Origin of the sequence: Acerihabitans sp. TG2 (assembly GCF_035013185.1) — a bacterium.
Classification (GTDB): domain Bacteria; phylum Pseudomonadota; class Gammaproteobacteria; order Enterobacterales; family Enterobacteriaceae; genus Acerihabitans.
In genome coordinates, this window is sequence record NZ_JAYGJO010000014.1 from 84,197 (window position 1) to 103,327 (window position 19,131).

Annotated in this window: 16 protein-coding genes; 4 read left to right on the forward strand and 12 right to left on the reverse strand. The window is 52.7% G+C overall.

What is annotated here, in order from left to right:
- Positions 1–1,200, forward strand: a complete 1,200-nt coding sequence (gene glpC / locus SJI19_RS13875; protein WP_323478860.1) for an anaerobic glycerol-3-phosphate dehydrogenase subunit GlpC — start codon at positions 1–3, stop codon at positions 1,198–1,200.
- A gap of 62 nt (positions 1,201–1,262) precedes the next feature.
- On the opposite strand, the gene SJI19_RS13880 is transcribed toward glpC, so the two are convergent.
- On the reverse strand, positions 1,263–1,553 hold the full coding sequence (locus tag SJI19_RS13880; RefSeq protein ID WP_323478861.1) for a hypothetical protein: 291 nt from the start codon (positions 1,551–1,553) through the stop codon (positions 1,263–1,265).
- 639 nt (positions 1,554–2,192) lie between these two features.
- Complete coding sequence (locus SJI19_RS13885; RefSeq protein ID WP_416347546.1) at positions 2,193–3,062, reverse strand: helix-turn-helix domain-containing protein; 870 nt, start codon at positions 3,060–3,062, stop codon at positions 2,193–2,195.
- A gap of 595 nt (positions 3,063–3,657) precedes the next feature.
- Between SJI19_RS13885 and ompF the strand changes: the two genes are divergently transcribed.
- Entirely contained in the window at positions 3,658–4,752 is a 1,095-nt protein-coding gene (ompF, locus tag SJI19_RS13890; protein ID WP_323478863.1) for a porin OmpF, read from the forward strand.
- Positions 4,753–4,786: 34 nt separating this feature from the next.
- Here ompF and SJI19_RS13895 read toward each other — a convergent pair whose 3' ends face one another.
- Positions 4,787–4,972 carry a hypothetical protein gene (locus tag SJI19_RS13895; RefSeq protein ID WP_323478864.1) on the reverse strand — a complete coding sequence of 62 codons (186 nt, stop codon included), beginning with the start codon at positions 4,970–4,972 and terminating at the stop codon, positions 4,787–4,789.
- A 29-nt stretch (positions 4,973–5,001) separates the two neighbouring features.
- On the opposite strand from SJI19_RS13895, the gene fabV reads away from it, so the two are divergent.
- Complete coding sequence (fabV, locus tag SJI19_RS13900; RefSeq protein ID WP_323478865.1) at positions 5,002–6,201, forward strand: enoyl-ACP reductase FabV; 1,200 nt, start codon at positions 5,002–5,004, stop codon at positions 6,199–6,201.
- A gap of 49 nt (positions 6,202–6,250) precedes the next feature.
- Here the strand turns inward: fabV and SJI19_RS13905 are convergent, their stop codons facing one another.
- The 9 genes from SJI19_RS13905 to SJI19_RS13945 form a co-directional block, all read right to left on the reverse strand.
- Positions 6,251–6,517, reverse strand: coding sequence for a type II toxin-antitoxin system PemK/MazF family toxin (locus SJI19_RS13905; protein WP_323478895.1), 267 nt, complete (start codon positions 6,515–6,517; stop codon positions 6,251–6,253).
- A 175-nt stretch (positions 6,518–6,692) separates the two neighbouring features.
- Positions 6,693–8,375 (reverse strand): EAL domain-containing protein, encoded by a 1,683-nt coding sequence (locus tag SJI19_RS13910; RefSeq protein ID WP_323478866.1) that lies wholly within the window; start codon positions 8,373–8,375, stop codon positions 6,693–6,695.
- A gap of 84 nt (positions 8,376–8,459) precedes the next feature.
- Positions 8,460–9,977 (reverse strand): FGGY-family carbohydrate kinase, encoded by a 1,518-nt coding sequence (locus SJI19_RS13915; protein WP_323478867.1) that lies wholly within the window; start codon positions 9,975–9,977, stop codon positions 8,460–8,462.
- A 59-nt stretch (positions 9,978–10,036) separates the two neighbouring features.
- Positions 10,037–10,879 (reverse strand): aldolase, encoded by an 843-nt coding sequence (locus SJI19_RS13920; protein WP_323478868.1) that lies wholly within the window; start codon positions 10,877–10,879, stop codon positions 10,037–10,039.
- Positions 10,863–12,620 (reverse strand): glycerol-3-phosphate dehydrogenase/oxidase, encoded by a 1,758-nt coding sequence (locus SJI19_RS13925; protein ID WP_323478869.1) that lies wholly within the window; start codon positions 12,618–12,620, stop codon positions 10,863–10,865. The genes SJI19_RS13920 and SJI19_RS13925 overlap by 17 nt, the downstream gene beginning before the upstream one ends.
- Complete coding sequence (locus SJI19_RS13930) at positions 12,614–13,615, reverse strand: sugar-binding transcriptional regulator (protein WP_323478870.1); 1,002 nt, start codon at positions 13,613–13,615, stop codon at positions 12,614–12,616. The genes SJI19_RS13925 and SJI19_RS13930 overlap by 7 nt, the downstream gene beginning before the upstream one ends.
- A 37-nt stretch (positions 13,616–13,652) precedes the next feature.
- Entirely contained in the window at positions 13,653–14,654 is a 1,002-nt protein-coding gene (locus SJI19_RS13935) for an ABC transporter permease (RefSeq protein ID WP_323478871.1), read from the reverse strand.
- A complete protein-coding gene (locus SJI19_RS13940) occupies positions 14,651–16,201 on the reverse strand; it encodes a sugar ABC transporter ATP-binding protein (protein WP_323478872.1) in 1,551 nt (516 codons plus the stop codon). Before SJI19_RS13940 ends, SJI19_RS13935 begins: the two co-directional genes overlap by 4 nt.
- A 10-nt stretch (positions 16,202–16,211) precedes the next feature.
- Positions 16,212–17,240 (reverse strand): substrate-binding domain-containing protein, encoded by a 1,029-nt coding sequence (locus tag SJI19_RS13945; RefSeq protein WP_323478873.1) that lies wholly within the window; start codon positions 17,238–17,240, stop codon positions 16,212–16,214.
- Between the two features lie 526 nt (positions 17,241–17,766).
- On the opposite strand from SJI19_RS13945, the gene SJI19_RS13950 reads away from it, so the two are divergent.
- Positions 17,767–19,062: an NCS2 family permease gene (locus SJI19_RS13950; RefSeq protein ID WP_323478874.1), complete on the forward strand. Its 1,296-nt coding sequence runs from the start codon at positions 17,767–17,769 to the stop codon at positions 19,060–19,062.
- The last annotated feature ends 69 nt before the right edge of the window (positions 19,063–19,131 follow it).

Below are 19,131 nucleotides of genomic sequence, written 5' to 3' on the forward strand. Positions count from 1 at the left end.
ATGAACCTGTTAACCGAAAGTAGCTTTGACAGCTGCCTAAAATGTACCGTGTGCACCACCTATTGCCCGGTGGCTAAAGTCAATCCGCTGTTCCCGGGGCCCAAGCAGGCTGGCCCGGACGGCGAGCGGCTCAGATTGAAAGATCCGGCGCTTTATGATGAAGCGCTGAAATACTGCACTAACTGCAAGCGCTGCGAGGTTGCCTGCCCATCGGATGTCCCGATTAGCGACCTGATTCAACGTGCCAAGGCGCGTTATAGTCGTCACCGCCCGACATTGCGCGACGCCATCCTCAGCCATACGGATCTGATGGGTTCCTTGTCTACTCCGCTGGCGCCGGTGATCAATCTGACTACCGGTCTCGCGCCGGTGCGCCAGTTACTGGATAAAACGCTGCATGTCGACCACCGTCGCCAACTGCCAAAATACTCTTTTGGCACCTTTCGCCGCTGGTATCGCTCACAGGCGGACGCGCAACGATTATATCCGCAGCAGGTGGCGTTTTTTCACGGCTGTTTTGTCAATTACAACCATCCGCAGTTAGGCAAGGATTTGATACGGGTGTTTAACGCGCTGGATATTGGCGTGCAATTGTTAAAACAAGAAAAATGCTGTGGCGTACCGCTGATAGCCAACGGATTTATCGACCAGGCCACCCGACAGGCACGGGTCAATACCACCGCATTGGAACAGGCAGTGCTTGAACACGGATTAAGCGTGGTGGGCACCTCATCAAGCTGTATTCATGCGCTGCGCGACGAATATCCTCACCTGCTCGGGGTCGATACGTCACCGGTGCGCGACCGGGTTGAACTGGCGACCCGCTATCTGTACCGGCAACTGGAAGCTGGCAAGACACTGCCACTGAAATCAACGCCCATGCGGGTGGCCTACCACACCCCCTGCCATATGGAAAAAATGGGCTGGACCGCGTATACCCTGGAACTGCTGCGGCAAATCCCCGGTTTGGAACTGGTGGTACTGGATTCGCAGTGCTGCGGCATTGCCGGCACCTACGGGTTCAAAACGGAAAACTATGCCACGTCGCAGGCGATTGGCGCGACCCTGTTCGAGCAGATAGCCCAAAGCGGCGTGGACCTGGTGGTCACCGACTGCGAAACCTGCAAATGGCAGATAGAGATGTCTACCGGCCTGCGCTGCGAACATCCGATCACCCTGCTGGCACAAGCGCTGAGGTGATATCACGACGGGTAACGGCCAATCTCGCCGTTCCCGTCGTCAACCGGGGTAAATGGCGATAACTATAATGAGGTGGTTTGTGGCCGGCGTTTTACCATGGCTTTGGCTATCAAATGCGTCAACCCGCTAAAACAGCCGATACCGGATTTCTGCTTTACCCCCTCGTCACAAAATAACCCGGTGAGGGGATTGTAGCTTTTCCCCTTTTGCCCCAACTGTTTAATCTCCTGATAGTGATCATCAGGAGAAAACAGGTGGTGTTTAACATGACCTTCCAGCGCGATATTTTCATATATTTGTTTCCCAACAACCCGACGGTTGGGGGATGACGGGCGCGGTGCATCTGTGATCAACGATCGCTTACCCTCTAGCGCGCCTGCCTCGATGTTATGACAAAGCGTACCCCGCGACGCATTATAGTTTATAAGGGAAAACAGAGAGCTTTGATTACCGCTTATCCCTTGGGCCGCTGCAGAGGTCGCCGTTTCGCTATGGCATGCGTACCGGTGGTATACACCGTTATTTTGTGGGTGTTCAACATTACCCATACCTGACAATCGATCTGACGGCAGCGTTTTTATCTCCTCATAAATGGGGTCGCAGGAAGAGAGATAACCGCCAGCATCATAATGACAGGATGATAAACTCTCTACAGAGGAGCACATCGCGGCATGACAATTAGACACCATGACCAGAGGGGGCGCCAACAATCGGCACGGGTCTGACTCTCCCGCGGTTATCCTCTTTTTTTTATCCAATGATATATCCACTGGGTCTTTGACCTGATGAGGTTGGGCGTGATGGGTCTTGGAAGAACTCGAAGGAAAATGAGTTAATGGCATAATTTTCGCTCACGTAGACAACCGCATTGATGCAACAAAGATGCACGGATCACGACATATTCACCGGCTTACCCTGTAGAGAATATTCCAGTCAACGTCAATCCAACGCCAATCAAGTGAAATATCATCCTAGTAACAGGATGGGCAACGCTAACGCACAATCGGAATCAGATATTCACAATGGACCCAATCCGTTGTGTCGCCGGCGTGCGGGTCAGGCCATTGATGGAATTGTTCAATATCGTATCCATCGCGTCGCACCACCTGCATTAGCGGCAGGCAGATGCCGTAGAGTTCCAGAATAAAACCTTGCAATCCCTCGGGCACACCTTTATAGGTGAATTGGACATAGTCGCCCAGATTCAGACGGTGTATCGCCACATTAGCCAAAGGTTCTGACAGATACTGCGCTTCCACGGCAGTGGTATACCACACCTCGTTTCCCCCGTTTTTTACACTCTCCGGGCCAGAACAACACAACCCATACAGCACTGACGGATTGATTTGCGCCTGCTCCAGGAATCGGCGCCAGTGCCGTTCGCGTAATTGCGTACGGCACTGGCTCAATTGTTCCAGGGAGCAGGTATAGCACTCCGTCACCCCGGCCAATTGCATCTCGGGCAGCGTGACAAATTTCCCCTGAGGTAATTCCAGGTTACTCTTGCCCAGCGGTGGCTGAAAGCCATGGAAGTCCCATTTCATTGAGCGACGGTAGAGGGCCGGTGTCTGTGAAAACTGTTGTTTAAACGCACGATTAAAACTTTGCTGTGATTCAAAACAGTATTGCTGTGCGATAGCGGCCAACGGCTTGCTGGTTAAGCGTAATGCCATAGAGGCGTTAGACAGTCGCCGAGCACGAATATACGCGCCCAATACCTGCCCCGTGGTCTCCTTAAACTTGCGTTGCAGATGCCATTTGGAATAGCCCGAACGGGCCGCAACCTGATCCAGCGACAGCGGTTGGTCCAGATGTGTTTCCAGCCAGTTCAGCAGATCATCCATCGTTCGGGATTCGTTCATCATTAGGGGTACATTATCGCAAGAAAGCAAACTGCTAAAATAACGTGCATCGTCATATCATGGCGGCCTAATTGTGCTATTATTAACAATAAATGTTTTCAAAAAAATATTATAAATTGCGATAACTTAAAATGTAAAATGGACATAATGTGCTTTTTTAAACCGGAAGTGCGATATTTACAATAATACATTGTTCTTATTTTTAACATCTATTAATAAATGTTTCAAAAGAGATATTTTTTTATTTTTACCATGAAATGCTTTTTTTAACTGAAAATGCTATTCATATGTTATTTATGGATTTTTCATGCATTGGTTAATTGCATTTGTTCTAAGTTGATCACAAAAATTCATTATTAGCGCTTCGTTTTTCGCATAAATCGCGTTATTATCAAAATTCCCCAATGGTGCTTCCTGTGTCTACTCGATGCGCTTCCGCCTTGGCTTGGGGATGCAAAAAGCCAAGGCAACATTAACAACACCGTTCAAGAACCAGCCAATAGATTTTATTGTGAATGTTATCCAAGAGTATCAAGTAGTGGCGCGGGCGCTATAGCCCGTATTTAATAAAAATACTTTATAAGGTATCTATTCAATGAAATATAGCATCCTTGCAGTGATGATCCCGGCACTATTAGTATCCGGGATGACAAGTGCGGCCGAAGTATACAACAAAGATGGCAACAAACTTGATCTCTATGGCAAAATTGATGGCCTACACTATTTTGCCGATGATGATGGTTATGCTTCCGACGGCGACCAATCTTATGCCCGCTTAGGGTTTAAAGGCGAAACCCAAATTAATGACCAACTGACCGGATACGGCCAGTGGGAATATCAATTCCAGGCGAATAATACTGAAGGTGGCGCCGATGCCCAAAGCGGTAACAAAACCCGTCTGGGTTTTGCCGGCTTGAAATTTGCCAACTACGGTTCATTCGATTATGGCCGTAACTACGGCGTGGTTTACGATGCACTCGGCTGGACCGATATGTTACCTGAGTTCGGTGGTGAAACGGCCTACACCGATAACTTTATGGTCGGCAGAGCAACCGGGGTGGCCACTTACCGAAATAACAATTTCTTTGGCCTGGTTGACGGCCTGAATTTTGCCTTGCAGTACCAGGGCAAAAACGATCGCACTGATGATATGCGTCGTTCTAACGGCGACGGCTACGGCGGTTCTATCAGTTATATGTCGCCTATTGGCGTAGGCATTGTCGGCGCGTATGCGTCTTCTGATCGTACCGACAACCAAAAAACGGCCGATTATGGCAAGGGCGACCGTGCCGAACAGTGGGCGACGTCGCTCAAATATGACGCCAACAACATTTATGTTGCCGCCACCTACGGTGAAACCCGCAACGCCACCTATTTTGACGGCACCCTGTTAAACGGTGCGTCAGCGGAAGGTTTTGCCAACAAAACCCAGGATATGCTGCTGGTTGCGCAGTACCAATTCGATTTCGGCCTGCGTCCGTCCATTGGTTACACCAAGTCCAAGGCCAAGGATGTTGAAGGCATCGGCGATGTTGACCTGCTCAACTATTACGAAGTCGGCGCCACCTATTTCTTCAACAAGAACATGTCCACCTATGTTGACTACATCATCAACCAAATTGATGACAACAATCGCTTAGGCATCAACAGCGGCGACGTTGTTGCGCTGGGTGTGGTATATCAGTTCTAATTTACTGCCAGAACCCGGGCTGCATAGCCTGGGTTCATTTGCTTAACTGACCTTTCATTTTCTCCCCAAGCTTTTGTTTTGCCATGCCGCATATTTTCGCTGTCTGCCCCCGTCGCCAGCCATCATCATTCGCACAAAAAATCGCTATTTCCGTCATTTTTTTATGCCAATCGTTAACATAGCGATCCTCAAGCGGATAAAAAAAAGGTATCTTAGCCACTGTTTTCGAACGAGCGTGATAATTATCCTATGATCATTAAACCTAAAATTCGTGGTTTTATCTGCACTACTACTCACCCCGTCGGTTGCGAAGCCAATGTGCGTGAGCAAATAGCCTATGTGAAATCCCAAGGCAAACTGGCAAACGGACCCAAAAGGGTGCTGGTGATCGGCGCATCTACCGGTTACGGCTTGGCATCGCGCATTAATGCTGCTTTCGGATCCGATGCTGCCACCCTTGGGGTCTTTTTCGAAAAACCGGCCACCGATAAAAAAACCGGCTCGGCCGGTTGGTATAACGCCGCCGCGTTTGACAAAGCGGCCAAGCAAGCGGGACTGTACGCCAAAAGCATCAACGGCGACGCCTTCTCCGATGAGTGCCGCCAGGCAGCAATCGATCTGATTAGGCAGGACCTCGGCCAAATCGATTTGGTGGTGTACTCCTTGGCCTCGCCGGTGCGTAAACTGCCACAGACGGGTGAACTGGTGCGCTCCGCCCTGAAACCTATCGGCGAATCCTATAAATCCACGGCTCTGGATACCAATAAAGACGTACTGATCGATGTGGTAGTCGAACCCGCCAACGCTCAGGAAATCGCCGATACCGTTCAGGTCATGGGTGGACAGGATTGGGAACTGTGGATGGACGCGCTGCAACACGCCGGGGTGCTGGCGTCAGGCGCGCAAGCGGTGGCCTACTCTTATATCGGCACCAACCTGACCTGGCCCATTTACTGGCACGGTACCTTGGGCAAAGCCAAGGAAGATTTGGACCGTGCCGCTCATGCTATCGACGCCCAACTTAAACCCCTGGGCGGTAACGCTTATGTCGCGGTACTTAAATCCGTAGTGACCCAGGCTTCTGCCGCCATCCCGGTGATGCCGCTGTACATCTCCATGGCGTTTAAGATCATGAAGGAACTTGGCATTCATGAAGGCTGTATCGAGCAGATCCAACGCCTGTTCGCTACTCGCTTGTACAGCGGTCAGTCCCCCGCCACCGATGAAAAAAACCGCCTGCGCCTGGATGATTGGGAACTGCGGGACGACGTGCAGGATGCCTGCCGCGATCTCTGGTCTACAATTAACAATGATAATATCTATCAGTTAACGGATTATCAGGGTTATAAAAACGAGTTTCTGCGGCTGTTCGGTTTCGGACTGGCCGGTGTCGACTACGACGCCGACGTCAATCCTGAAGTCAGCTTCGACGTACGTGAACTGAACTGATGCGCCTATCGCCGGCCGGAAACGGCCGGCGTTTCACCCATAAATGACCTTAGGCTTGCGCGAACAAATGCTCGCCGCCAATAAGCGTCACAACCCTAGCCAGCACCTCGTCATAAAGCCCTGGCTCCGCCGCAACTATCAGCTTGGCTTTGCGCTGGCGCCAATCCAGGGTATGAAGTAGCGTGGTGGCCACAACACAGGGGTCACCAAGATTGGTGACAGCAACTTCAGTCGGTACGCCTCTGACGCTGGTGCTAATCGGGCAACAGATCACCAGCCCGGTGAGCCGATTATAGGTTTCATGAGAAAGAATCAGCGCTGGGCGGTATTTACCGTATCTCCGGCGGCAAAATGCGGGATGGTTTTCAAATTTCCCGATAAGCGCAGCGCAATGCTGTTACCCCACTTTTGTAAAATGGCCTGGGTATGCATACGGATCTCCTGATGACAAACAAGTATCTACAATGAGTAGACATATAGATAAGCCCCCGTCAATCAACAGGTGGTTTTTCCTCGGCAACCGAGGCAAAAAAACGTTCGAACTCCTCTTTGTCCAGCGGTTTGGAAAACAGAAAACCCTGCATTTGCGTACAACCGGCATCGCGCAAAAACTGCTGTTGTTCCTTCGTTTCCACCCCTTCGGCAATCACCTGCAGGTTAAGCTTAACCCCCAGATTGGATACTGCTGTGACGATGGCGGCGGTATCTTTTAACTGGGTAACAAACTGCACAAAGGATCGGTCGATTTTCACGCTGTCAACTGCAATGTCTTTTAGCAAGCTCAGGGTCGAGTAACCGGTGCCGAAATCATCAAGGGAAATGCGCACGCCTTCTTTGCGCAGTAACGCCAACTGCTGTTTGCCGTTGTCATCCGAATTCATTATTGCTGTTTCAGTCAGCTCCAACTCCAGCCGTTCGGGAGGGAACTGCTCTTGCGCTAAAATAGACAACACTCTCTGGGCAAAATCACCGTCACGCAGCTGGATCGGCGACAAATTCACCGACACCGACAAGTCATCCCATTGCCGCATATCCCTACAGGCCTGACGTAAAATCATTTGTCCTAAGGGGATAATCTGGCCGGTTTCCTCTGCCAGAGGGATGAACTGAACCGGCGAGATCTCCCCCAGATCAGCATCCGACCAGCGTGCCAGCGCCTCAACGCCGACAATTTTATTATCGGCAGAGCGGATTAACGGTTGATAAGCGCAGGTAATCTGTGTACCGCAGGCGATTGCCAGCGCCAAAGCTTTTTCCATTCGCCGTTTGCTGGTCACGCTGGCATCCAATGACTCGGAGTAAAAGCAGTGCACATTTTTACCCTGTCGTTTCGCTTCATACAACGCCGCATCGGCCTTGCGTAGCATTTCCCCGGCGGTAATGTCAAACTGACCGGTAAATGTCGCACCCACCGATACGCTCACATAAAGTGAGGCGCCGAGCAGGCTAAACGGCGTATGGGTCAGTTTAACGATGTTAAGGCACAGTTCTTGCGCCGCATCCATGCTCAAGGTGTGCTGGATGATCAACGCAAACTCATCACCACCCATTCGGGCAACCAAACTCCCCACCGGTGCGACCTGCTGCAAGCGCCGGGCAAACTCGCACAGCACATAATCCCCGGCCTGATGACCATAGGTGTCATTGATATTTTTAAAACCATCGAGATCCATCAGCACCAACAACCCGCCGACCAATCCCTCATCAACCGTAACCGGCACTAACGCATGATTAAGTTGGTCATACAGCGCGGTTCGATTATGCAACCCCGTTAATATGTCATGATAAGCCAGAAAACGGGTCTGAGACTCGGCGGCACGTAGGGCGGTGATGTCATTCAGGCTCACCAACAGATAGGGCTCCGAGAACAGATAAATGCGGGTGCTGCGTACAACAAAGGTCAGTGTCTCGTTGCCAGTATTAATAAACTGTTCCTCAAACTCCGCCGGTTCGCCGGTTTCCATCACTATCCGATCGTACGCCAGGATATCGGCCACCAACGGCGCAGGCAAACCCTCCAACGCCGTTTTGCCGAGCATTTCCGCCGCCGTTTTGCCTAATAATTCACACGCTTTGCGATTTAAAAACACCAGCCGCTGCTGCCGGTCTTTTAACAAGGTCGCGTCAGGCAGCGCATTTAACACCGCCTGACAGACGGCAAGATTATCGAACATAAGCCTGCTCCTGATGAGATTTATTACTAAGATTAGCAGGCCTTAACTCATCAGGATAACTGATATTCGAATCGGGTAAGCGTCTCAGGGCAACGGGTCGGTGGTGACCAGCGTTGAGTTGTCATTGGTTTGCCATAACCCACTCATCGCTGTTTCCAGTTGTTTGAACAACCGATAACGGGTGCTGTGAAAGGAATACAGGTCGTCATCGGGCAAAAATAGCTGTGGATTGAGCTGTACCGCCTGCGCCACACCAGCCGACATATCCCGCCAGACACCAACACCGACGCCAGCGCAGATAGCCGCACCCAGTGCGCCGGTTTCCCTGCATTCCGAGACGCGAATAGGAATGCCAAGGGCATCGGCGAACATTTGCGGCCAAACGCAACTGCGCGCGCCGCCTCCCGACAGTGTCGCCTGGGAAAATACGATGCCAGCGGCGCGTAAACGATCGACATGCGCCCGATGGGCAAAGGTGACACCTTCAAATAGGGCATACAACATATCGGCGCGGGTATGCCAGCCACTCATGCCGTAGAATCCCGCTTTTGCCGGTACATCTTTACGACCGGAATACAGATAAGGGTGGTAAAGCGGCAAATGCGTATGCGGTTTGACCATCGCCACTTCGGCGCTGCAGCGTTCTGCACCCTCAGGGCTGTTAGCGAATTCGCGCACAAACCAGTCAAGATTAGCGGCCGAGGTAGCGCTGGCCTCAATCGCCATATACCTGTCGCGCTCAATGATGGAATTCATAAACACCGGACGTTGATAATCTGGCGCATCCACCACGACCTGATTGATGCTCCAGGTACCGGCGACGATAGAAGCATCGCCGGTATGTACCACCCCCGAGCCGATAGCGCTGGCCACCACGTCAAAAACCCCAGCGACTACCGGAATGCCTGCGGGCAGACCCGTCAACCGGGCTGCGGCGTTGGTGATATGGCCGATAATGTCACAGGATTCACGCAGGCAAGGTAATAACGCCATGGCATCGTCTAGATCGTAAAGCGCCATCAGCTCGGCATCATACCCGCGGGTGGCGTAGTGTAATAAACCCGCCCCTGCAGCATCCGACACATCGCTTGATGCCACGCCGGTCAAAAAATGGCTAATGATATCCTTGGCAAACAGCACCGTACCGATACGGCGGTAAAGCTCGATATGGTGGCATTTTAACCAGCTCAGCAATACCGGCGTCGCTGCCGCCCAGGGTTTTTGCAGCGAACGGCGATAAATTGCGTCACTGAGTTTAAGCCGTTCCAGCTCACTCACCCTACCGGCGGCACGGCTATCAATGGATTGAATCCCAATCAGCGGCTGCTGATGTCGATCAAGAGCATATAAGCCGTTGCCATGCCCCGCAGCACCCACGCCGATCACCTGATGCGGCCGGACGCCGGCCCGCGCCAGACAATCATGGATTGCGCCGCCGGCGCCTTGGTATATCTCCGAAAAATAACGTTCGGCATGGCCTGGATGAGGCTGATGTGTGGTACCACCACACTCGCCCACGCCTAATACACGCCCCTGTAAATCGAACAGAACCGCTTTTATCATCGTATTGCCGGCGTCAATGCCCATCAAACAGTCGACCATATTTATTCTCCCGATGGAGGATACAACGATCGGCGCACGGCTTAAGCGCCGGAACAGATTCAGGCCCGGTGGTAAATATCCAGCGCACCTGGCCCATCCACCCCCTGATGAACAATGGCCATCAACGCACTCACTACCTGGGACGGATTACTGTGCTGGTAGACATTGCGGCCATAAACCAGTCCTGATGCCCCCTGGCTCATGAGTGCAGCGCTTTTGGTCAGCACCGCCTCCAGCGAATCTTTGCCGCCGCCGCGTACCAGTGTGGGACATCGCGCCGCCTGCACCACCCGGTGGAAATCTTCCACCCGCTCGGTCGGATCGGCTTTGACAATATCGGCACCCAACTCACGGGCCAGACGCACCAACGGCACCATCTTCTCCACGTCACCCAGGGAAATATAGGCATGGCCCTTTCCCGGCGGGGCCATAACCAAGGGTTCGATCATCAACGGCATGGCATAGCGGTCACAGGCATGACGCAATCGGCCGATATTCTCTACGCATTGCCGAAATATCCCCGGTTCATCGGGGATCATATACAGATTGGCCACCACCGCCACGGCGTCCATTTGCAGCGCCGCCAGAATCGGCTCGTCGGGATTGTGCAATACCGCCCACATCTCGCGGTGCCGGAAGGTGTTATAGGCATTACCCACATCGGCGCGCATCACCAACGCCGGCTTATCAGGCTCAAGCGCGTACTGCAAAAGATCCGCCTGACCATAATTCACCTGGATAGCATCCGGTCCGGCGGCAATAAGCGACGTCATCACCGCCGCCATATCCTCCAGACCAACTAAAAAATCCGGTTCGTTGGCAATACCATGATCGATGGCGACATCCAGGCATTTACCTTGACGAAACAAGCGATTCATTCTGACTTTATGATTGACTGACATCTAATGGGTCCTCGATGGCTATATCGCTTAGCGCACTTAACCCGTGATAGCTGGCCAAGTGCGTGAAGGTACGACGCAAGTGGGTTTGCGCCAGAGTGTGGTCCCAGCCGCGTTCGGCGGCGAACAATTCGACGATCTCCTCAACCAGCGCACAGGTCAATTGGCCGGCAATAGCCATCGCCGTGCGCCGCACCAGCAGATCTTCCGGCACCACCACCTGCTCATAAACCATTATCCAGCGCAACTCATTTACCGTATAGTCGGGCCGATTTTTCAACGGTCGGTCGTGAGATTGCGCGGCGAACGGCAATAACTGCTCAATCCGGCTGCCATAACGCTCCACCCAGCGCGTTACCTGCCCCCGCGTCAGGCCATATTGCGCAACTAGCCGGTCAATCCAGGCTGCGCGCGCACCGGCTATGGGAAAATTACGGCCGCCACCGATGGCCATATCCACGGTGGATACGATGCGCCGCGCACCTATCAACGTGAGTACCCGATCCGCGGCCTGTTCACCGAACGCGCGAAACGTCGTCCATTTGCCACCGACCAGACAAACCGTGCTAAAAGGTCGACCCGGGGCCGCGGCAATGGTTTTTAATGAGTGATTGCGTGAGATTCGACCGTTAACAGACGTATCGCTGACCGGCAACGGCCGAATTCCGGCGAAGGTATACAGAATATCCTTATCGGCGATATCAATATGCGGAAAGACAAAACGCAGGGAATCGAGTATATAACGCACTTCATCGCCACTACAGATCACATCATTGGGATCGTCGGTGCGGATATCCGTCGACCCCACCAGTACATGGCCAAAATAAGGAAACAAAATACATACCCGGCCTTCCTGATTCTCATAATACACCATGCCATCTTGCAAGGCCGCCAACAGCTCGGGGCACCGAATAATCAAATGAGAACCTTTGGTACCTCCAATCATTTTCCCAGTTTCTGCGGGCGGCAGCAGTACACCGTTAAGCTGGTCCACCCAAGCGCCGGTGGCATTGACTACCACTTGCGGCGTCAAGGTAAACCGCTCGCCGGTGGACTCGTCGCGCAGGGTGACCCGCCCATTTGCATGGCCCACCACACTGAGATAATTGAGCGCCAAAGCCTCAGGATTTTCCTGTTCAGTGTCTTCGATTAATTCATATCCCAACCGTTCGGGATAATTTATCCAGGCATCGTAATAGGTCGCGCTACATTTAACCCAATCGTTAAATGCTGGCCACTGGCGCCGGGTTTCTTTTGCCCCCGCCAGATGATGGCGCGGCATAACGCCGCTTTCACGGGTATACAGGTCATAGAGCGTCAGTCCAGCCTTGATAACCAGCGCGCCACGCCGTGAAGGCCGTTCCGACCACCCCAGGAACCGCTTACCCGCGTTAACCAGTCCGGAACAATAAGCATCAATGGGCACGGTGGTTCGCAGCGGTTGGACATAATGTGGCGCATTTTTCAGCAAACGATCGCGTTCAGTCACCGACTCCTTGACCAGGGTAAATTCCCCCGTTTCAAGATAGCGTAACCCACCGTGAATCATGCGCGATAGTGCCCCGCTCGCGCCTTGGCACCAGTCCTGCTGTTCAACGATGATCGCTGGAACCCCCTGCAGCGCCAGCTCGCGAAAGGTACTGATGCCGTTAATACCGCCGCCGACGATCAGCACCGGAATTTCATCGCGGCGCCGCAGCTTAGCCAGGCGTTCGGCACGGTCACAAGCGTCACTGTTTAGCATACTGGCGTCTCCTGCTGGCCGTTGAGAGTCTGCGAATATTCAATAATGCCGGCCGCGGTGGACTCATCGGTGACAATACCTTTGAGATAGCGCCCTCGCAGCACGCTACTGGCGGGTTCAACTTTATGACTGCCCGCTGCCACGGCAAAAGAAAAGGGGATCTTCCGCAGCTCTTCCAGCGTCAGGCTCACCAGCCGTTGATTATCCGTAAAGCAGGCCGGCCGCCCCTGCTCGTCCAGCAAATGGGCCAGAAGTTCGCTACGCGCACCGCTGGATTCCACACTGGCGGAGGCGTGCAGTACCGAGGGATTGAGGTCATAGTAACTGGAATTGGAGCTATGGATCGATCCCAGCCCCACGATGGCTATACTCGCGTCGCGCGCCTGTTGCAATATGTGATGTACCTGACTCATATCCATCAGCATCTGGCGTTGCTCAGGTGTATCGGCAAACAGCGGAGCATGAATTTGATAAGCGCGTCCGCCAAGTTTGGCCGCCAGTTCACTGGCCACATGGTTGACATCGGTATAATGCTTGCCTTGGACACACCCCAGTGCCGGCACCACGTCCACCCGGAATTTACGTGCAGTGGACAACGCATCAACCATCGCACTGACCCCTTTGCCACCGGTCAGAGTGATCACATCGCCATCCTTGATCCTACTCAGCAAAAACTCCGCCGCTGCCGCGCCTACTACCTGCAAATCCCCCTCGTCGCCGCCGGTAATATTCGGTGCCACAATGACTTCTTGCAGACCGCCAACCATGGCCAGATCCCGTTCCAACTGATGGGCGGACAGAAACGGTGATTTAATAGTGATCTCCACCATGCCGGAATCGCGTCCCTGGCGAATCATGCGGTTAACCGTCGCCACCGATAAGTGGGTAATTTCGGCAATGTCAGACTGTTTTTTTCCATCCAGATAATACATCACCAGTACCCGGTAGATCTGGCGTGTCAGGGTAAACGGCGGTAACTCAATATCATTATCCATGGGCAATAGCTCCCGCGAAACGAAGGTTATAAAAACATCAGGCGGAACGATATTTATTCATCACGTGATCCATCGATACCGCCGCCAACAAGATCAAGCCCTTAATCAAATCCTGCCAGTAAACCGAAACATTGATCAAAATTAACGAACTGGTCACGATGGACAATAGCGCTACCCCTAGCACCGCGCCAAGAATAGAGCCGGTACCGCCTTTCAGGCTAGCGCCACCGATCACCGCCGCGGCGATAACGTTCAGTTCCATGCCAACGCCGAACGTCGGCGTGGCCGATCCGAGACGCGCCATATAAATGATACCCGCCAGCCCCGCCAGGGCTGACGTTAAGATCGTCACCATTAATTTGACCTTTGCCACGCGAATGCCAGAGTAAGCCGCCGCGCGCTCATTGCTGCCGGTGTAAAACACCTTACGAAATACCGCCGCCTTGCGCAGTAGGACATCAAATACCACCACCAGTATAAAAAACAGGATAATCACGAACGGCACACCGTGCAGCGTACCCTGCCCGATAAACTTAAAACTGGTGGGCAGAGTAAACAGCGACAGTGGTGTACCCTGGGTGATAATCATGCATAACCCACGCACAATGACCATCGCAGCCAGAGAAGCAATAAAATGGCTCAGGCCGACCACCGTTACCATAATCCCCATCAGCACACCGACCAGCGCCGCCGCCGCCAGCCCCAACAAACTGGCTATCCAGGGGTCAACACCGGCCAGGAATAACTGTCCAGCCACCACCATGGACAGGCAAACTACCGATCCCACCGACAAATCAATGCCGCCGACAATCAACAGGATGGTCATGCCCACCACCACGATGCCCTCGATTGAAAAGGACAACAGCATGGCTTTCATATTGGCCCAGGTCAGAAAATAGGGTGAGGTGAAACTCATGATGATAAAAATCGTCAGGATAATGACCATCAAACCCACTTCACGCTGCCTGAATAATATGCCGATCCAGCGCAATGGTGAATGACGTACCTTGGACATGACAAATTGTGAGCTTAGGGTCATGCGGATGCTCCTGTTAATGATGCTGCCGCGCCGGCGGCGGCGAAACGCATGATTGTGTGTTCTGTGAGTTCGTCACCGCGCACTTCGCCACCGATTCGCCCCTCATGAATCACCAGAACGCGGTCACACAGGCCAATCAGCTCCGGCAGCTCCGATGAGATAACCACCAGTGCCACGCCGCTTTGTGCCAAGGCATGCAGGAGCTGGTAGATTTCCGCTTTGGCGCTGATATCAACGCCGCGGGTCGGTTCATCAAGAAACAAAATGGCGGGTTTGATCGACAATACTTTGGCTAACGCCACCTTTTGCTGATTGCCGCCGGATAACGACGACACCGGATCGCTCAACTGCCCCTTTTTTAACTGCACCTCCTTGCCCAGACGCTCTGCCTGCCGCCGCTCAACACCCCGACGTAGAAAACCGTAACTACCGGACACTGCCGCGATATCCAGCGCGGAGATATTCCAGTCAATGGGCATGTCCAAAAACAGCCCCGCACCTTTGCGATCCTCAGACAGGTACGCCATACCCTGGGCAATACAATCCGAGTAATGCCGAAATCGGACCGGTTGGCCGTTAATCGCCACGGTGCCGCGGCGGTAACGGTCGATAGCGCAAATAGCTTGGGCGATCTCCGTACGTCCGGCACCCATCAGCCCACCGAAACCAAGGATTTCCCCCGGGCGCAGTTGAAAAGAAATATCGAAAAATCGGCGATCATCGGACAACCCGTCAACCTGCAGCACCGGATCTCGGTGTTGGCATGATGCGCGTTTGGCCGGATAAAGCGTCGTCAGTTCGCGCCCCACCAAGCGGGTAATGACCCGATCAGAGGTCATAGTGGCCAGATCATCACAACCGACGGTACAACCGTCACGCATAATGGTTATCCGTTGGCACAGGGAAAATATTTCGCCCATGCGATGGCTGATATAAATCACCGATAGATTGTCGGCCCGCAGTTGCCGAATAATCGCAAACAACCGTTGCGCTTCGGGCTCAGTCAACGCCGCGGTGGGTTCATCCAGGATCAGAATTCGGCACTCCAGCGTCAACGCCTTGGCTATTTCCACCAACTGCTGCTGGGAAAGCGATAAATCGCCCACCCGAGCGCTCACCGGGATCGGCGCCAAGCGATCCATTATCTTTTGCGCCTTACGGCGAAGTTCATCATGGTTGACCCAGATTTTCCCGGCGGTATTGATATGGGCCATATAGATATTTTCATAAATCGATATATCCGGACAGAGCGCGATTTCCTGATGCACCAACGCAATGCCCAATCGCTGGGCATCAGCCGGTCGGCGGATCGCTACCACCTGGCCCCCCACCCGGATCTCGCCGGCATCAGGCTTGATAATGCCGTCGATAATATTCATTAAGGTCGATTTTCCGGCACCGTTTTCGCCGGCCAGGGCATGAATTTCACCCACCGCCAGCTCAAAGTTGACATTATGCAACGCGCGAACTGGCCCGAAAGATTTACAGATCCCACTAAGGCGCAACGCCGATGGCAAGGTCGGTGTTAATGGCGGTAAAATAGACATAACCGACCCCCTATTCATTAATGCCTTTGCTACCACGGCGTTTTAAATAGCGGTCCCAGCGAAAATCATCGGCATTCTCTTTGGTGACGATGGCAAAGCCATTGTCCAATAGAGGGAACGAGAACGGATTGACACCAGTGCGTTTGGCATCGTTCATGGGATCAATTAATTCGGGATGGGCCGCAAGGAACAGTGTCATAAACCCCATATAACCTTGTACGCCTTGGTTGGGATCAATAGCGGCATAAACTTGCCCAGCTTTGATCATATCCAACACTTTGGCATTCACATCCACCGTAATGACCTTGACCTTACCGCCGTTTTCTACCACTGCCTGCGCTGCGCCGATAGCCGAACTGGCCTCCGGCATAAACAACACCGACAGGTTGGGATGGGCCTGCAAGATTGACAATACGGCATTATACGCTTTGGATGCATCCTGGTTGGTCGCCGCCCGCGCCACCAGTTTCATGTCGGGATAGTGGGTTTTCATTTCATCGATAAAAGCGCTGACCCGCCGATCGTGGTTATCCTGACCGGGATTCTCCAGTACCGCATATTCTCCTTTCCCCTGGCTTGCCTTGGCCACTAGATCAGCCGCCGCCCGGCCTTCGCGGAAATTATCCGACGTAATGTAAGCAACACGTTTACTGTTGGGGGAATCAGCGGCAAAAGTCACTACCGGTATACCCTCCTGCGCAGCTCGGTTTATTGGTTCGATAAAAGGATCAGGATTCATCGGATGCAAAAAAATCCCGGCTGGTTTTTGCGCCAATACCTGTTCGAAGCTGGCCAGTTGCTGGTTAACATCATAGGCCGGCGTACCACCGTATACCGTTTTACAACCTAGCTGATGCGCCGCCTGTTTAAACATTTCATAGACCGGAAACCAATATTCAACCCCGGTAACCATCACGTTCATGTAGTAGGTTTCACCTGGCTTACAGCGGAACTGCGGGGCCGAATCATTGGCGCTAACGTTTGCGACAAAGGCCAATGCCGGAAACAGACAGGCGAGAGTTAAAAGTGCTTTTTTCATTTTTTTTCTCCGCATAACAGTAAGTTGGTCTGGCTCAACCGCGACGGCCGCACTGATACGGGACTGCGAGCCCGAAAACGTGTAATTTATTTCTTATGAATGAAATAAATTACAATATTATGTATAAATAATGTGAATATTTTGTTCAACTTTTGCTTTATTTATTCTGTCGAAAGCGTGAAGGCCGTCAAAAAGAGAGGACAAAACGTGAGCAGAACGACACCCTCGGTGAGGTCGTGATATGCCAATAAAAACTACGCACCATAGGTGCAGTGACGCACGCGAATGAAACCTACTCACCCTGGGGCAATGATGCACGCTAATGAAACATATGCACCAAAATAGGGAATGGGCTGAACCATTAGGATCGGAAAGTTTTAGTCAATAGCGCATTAATCTGCTGTAACACCCACAATTAGCTATATAATGCCCCCGCGACATCGTTTGCGTCCGTTGAATCACCGGCGGAATATAGTGGCATAGCGATTGCTTAAGCTGTGCTAACAACTTCATAGAGATAATATTCATGTTAGAAAAACTATTTCAATTAAAAGCTCACCGCACCAATGTGCGAACTGAGATTTTGGCAGGGCTGACCACTTTTTTGGCAATGGCATATATTCTTTTTGTTAACCCCTCAATCCTAAGCGCCACCGGCATGGACAAGGGCTCGGTCTTCGTCGCCACCTGTCTGGCTGCGGCCATTGGTTCGGCGTTAATGGGTTTCATCGCTAACTACCCCATAGCACTGGCCCCAGGCATGGGTCTTAACGCATTCTTCACCTATACGGTGGTGCTGCACATGGGCTACACCTGGCAAGTGGCATTGGGTGCAGTATTTTTGTCGGCGCTGATCTTTTTTGCGTTATCGATTTTCAAAATCCGTGAATGGATTATCAGAAGTATCCCTTTGCCGTTAAGATCGGCAATCGCCGCCGGTATCGGTCTGTTCCTGGCGATTATCGCCCTGGAAGGCGCGGGCATCGTAGTAGCCAACCCGGCTACCCTAGTAGGATTAGGCGATTTAGGTAAAGCCGCGCCGCTGTTCGCCATGCTCGGTTTTGTTATCATTGTGGTATTGGAAGCCCGCCGCGTGCCTGGCGCGGTATTAATCGGCATCCTGGCGGTGACATTCCTTTCCATTGCCTTGGGTTTTAGCCCATTTGTCGGCGTTGTCTCTATGCCTCCGTCCATCGCCCCCACCTTTTTGCAATTGGATATCCGTGGTGCGTTGAACATTTCTTTGGTCAGCGTCGTGTTCGCTTTCCTGTTCGTCGACGTATTTGACAACTCCGGTACCTTGATCGGCGTCACCAAACGCGCCGGACTGACTGACGAGGAAGGCAACATTCCGCGGATGGGCAAAGCCCTGATCGCCGATAGCGCCGCCGCCTTGTTCGGTTCTCTGCTGGGGACGTCCACCACCACCAGCTATATCGAATCCGCTGCGGGCGTCAGCGCCGGCGGCCGTACCGGTTTGACGGCAGTCGTCGTCGGTATTTTATTTCTGGCCAGCCTGTTTTTCGCACCACTGGCATCGAGCGTTCCAGCGTTCGCCACCGCACCGGCGTTACTGTTTATCGCCGTACTGATGACCTCTGGTCTGGCGGAAATCGATTGGCGGGATATTACCGTTGCCGCCCCGGTAACGGTGACCGCGCTCACGATGCCGCTGACCTATTCCATCGCCAACGGCATCGCGTTTGGTTTTATTACCTGGACTGTGGTGAAATTACTCAGCGGCCGTTTCCGCGATCTTAACGCCGCGTTGATCATTCTTTCCCTACTGTTTGTGATCAAGCTTGGCTGGTTGAGCGCCTAATATCAGTGGGGTGGTGCCACGAAGCTGTGGCACCAGGCCAATGGCTTATCGTGCAAAGCGTCGTTAGCA

Bases quoted from the DNA above. Each gene is read 5' to 3' on its own strand.
- glpC (WP_323478860.1), top strand. From the start codon at position 1: ATGAACCTGTTAACCGAAAGTAGCTTTGACAGCTGCCTAAAATGTACC.
- SJI19_RS13885 (WP_416347546.1), bottom strand. From the start codon at position 3,062: ATGAACGAATCCCGAACGATGGATGATCTGCTGAACTGGCTGGAAACA.
- ompF (WP_323478863.1), top strand. From the start codon at position 3,658: ATGAAATATAGCATCCTTGCAGTGATGATCCCGGCACTATTAGTATCC.
- fabV (WP_323478865.1), top strand. From the start codon at position 5,002: ATGATCATTAAACCTAAAATTCGTGGTTTTATCTGCACTACTACTCAC.
- SJI19_RS13910 (WP_323478866.1), bottom strand. From the start codon at position 8,375: ATGTTCGATAATCTTGCCGTCTGTCAGGCGGTGTTAAATGCGCTGCCT.
- SJI19_RS13915 (WP_323478867.1), bottom strand. From the start codon at position 9,977: ATGGTCGACTGTTTGATGGGCATTGACGCCGGCAATACGATGATAAAA.
- SJI19_RS13920 (WP_323478868.1), bottom strand. From the start codon at position 10,879: ATGTCAGTCAATCATAAAGTCAGAATGAATCGCTTGTTTCGTCAAGGT.
- SJI19_RS13925 (WP_323478869.1), bottom strand. From the start codon at position 12,620: ATGCTAAACAGTGACGCTTGTGACCGTGCCGAACGCCTGGCTAAGCTG.
- SJI19_RS13930 (WP_323478870.1), bottom strand. From the start codon at position 13,615: ATGGATAATGATATTGAGTTACCGCCGTTTACCCTGACACGCCAGATC.
- SJI19_RS13935 (WP_323478871.1), bottom strand. From the start codon at position 14,654: ATGACCCTAAGCTCACAATTTGTCATGTCCAAGGTACGTCATTCACCA.
- SJI19_RS13940 (WP_323478872.1), bottom strand. From the start codon at position 16,201: ATGTCTATTTTACCGCCATTAACACCGACCTTGCCATCGGCGTTGCGC.
- SJI19_RS13945 (WP_323478873.1), bottom strand. From the start codon at position 17,240: ATGAAAAAAGCACTTTTAACTCTCGCCTGTCTGTTTCCGGCATTGGCC.
- SJI19_RS13950 (WP_323478874.1), top strand. From the start codon at position 17,767: ATGTTAGAAAAACTATTTCAATTAAAAGCTCACCGCACCAATGTGCGA.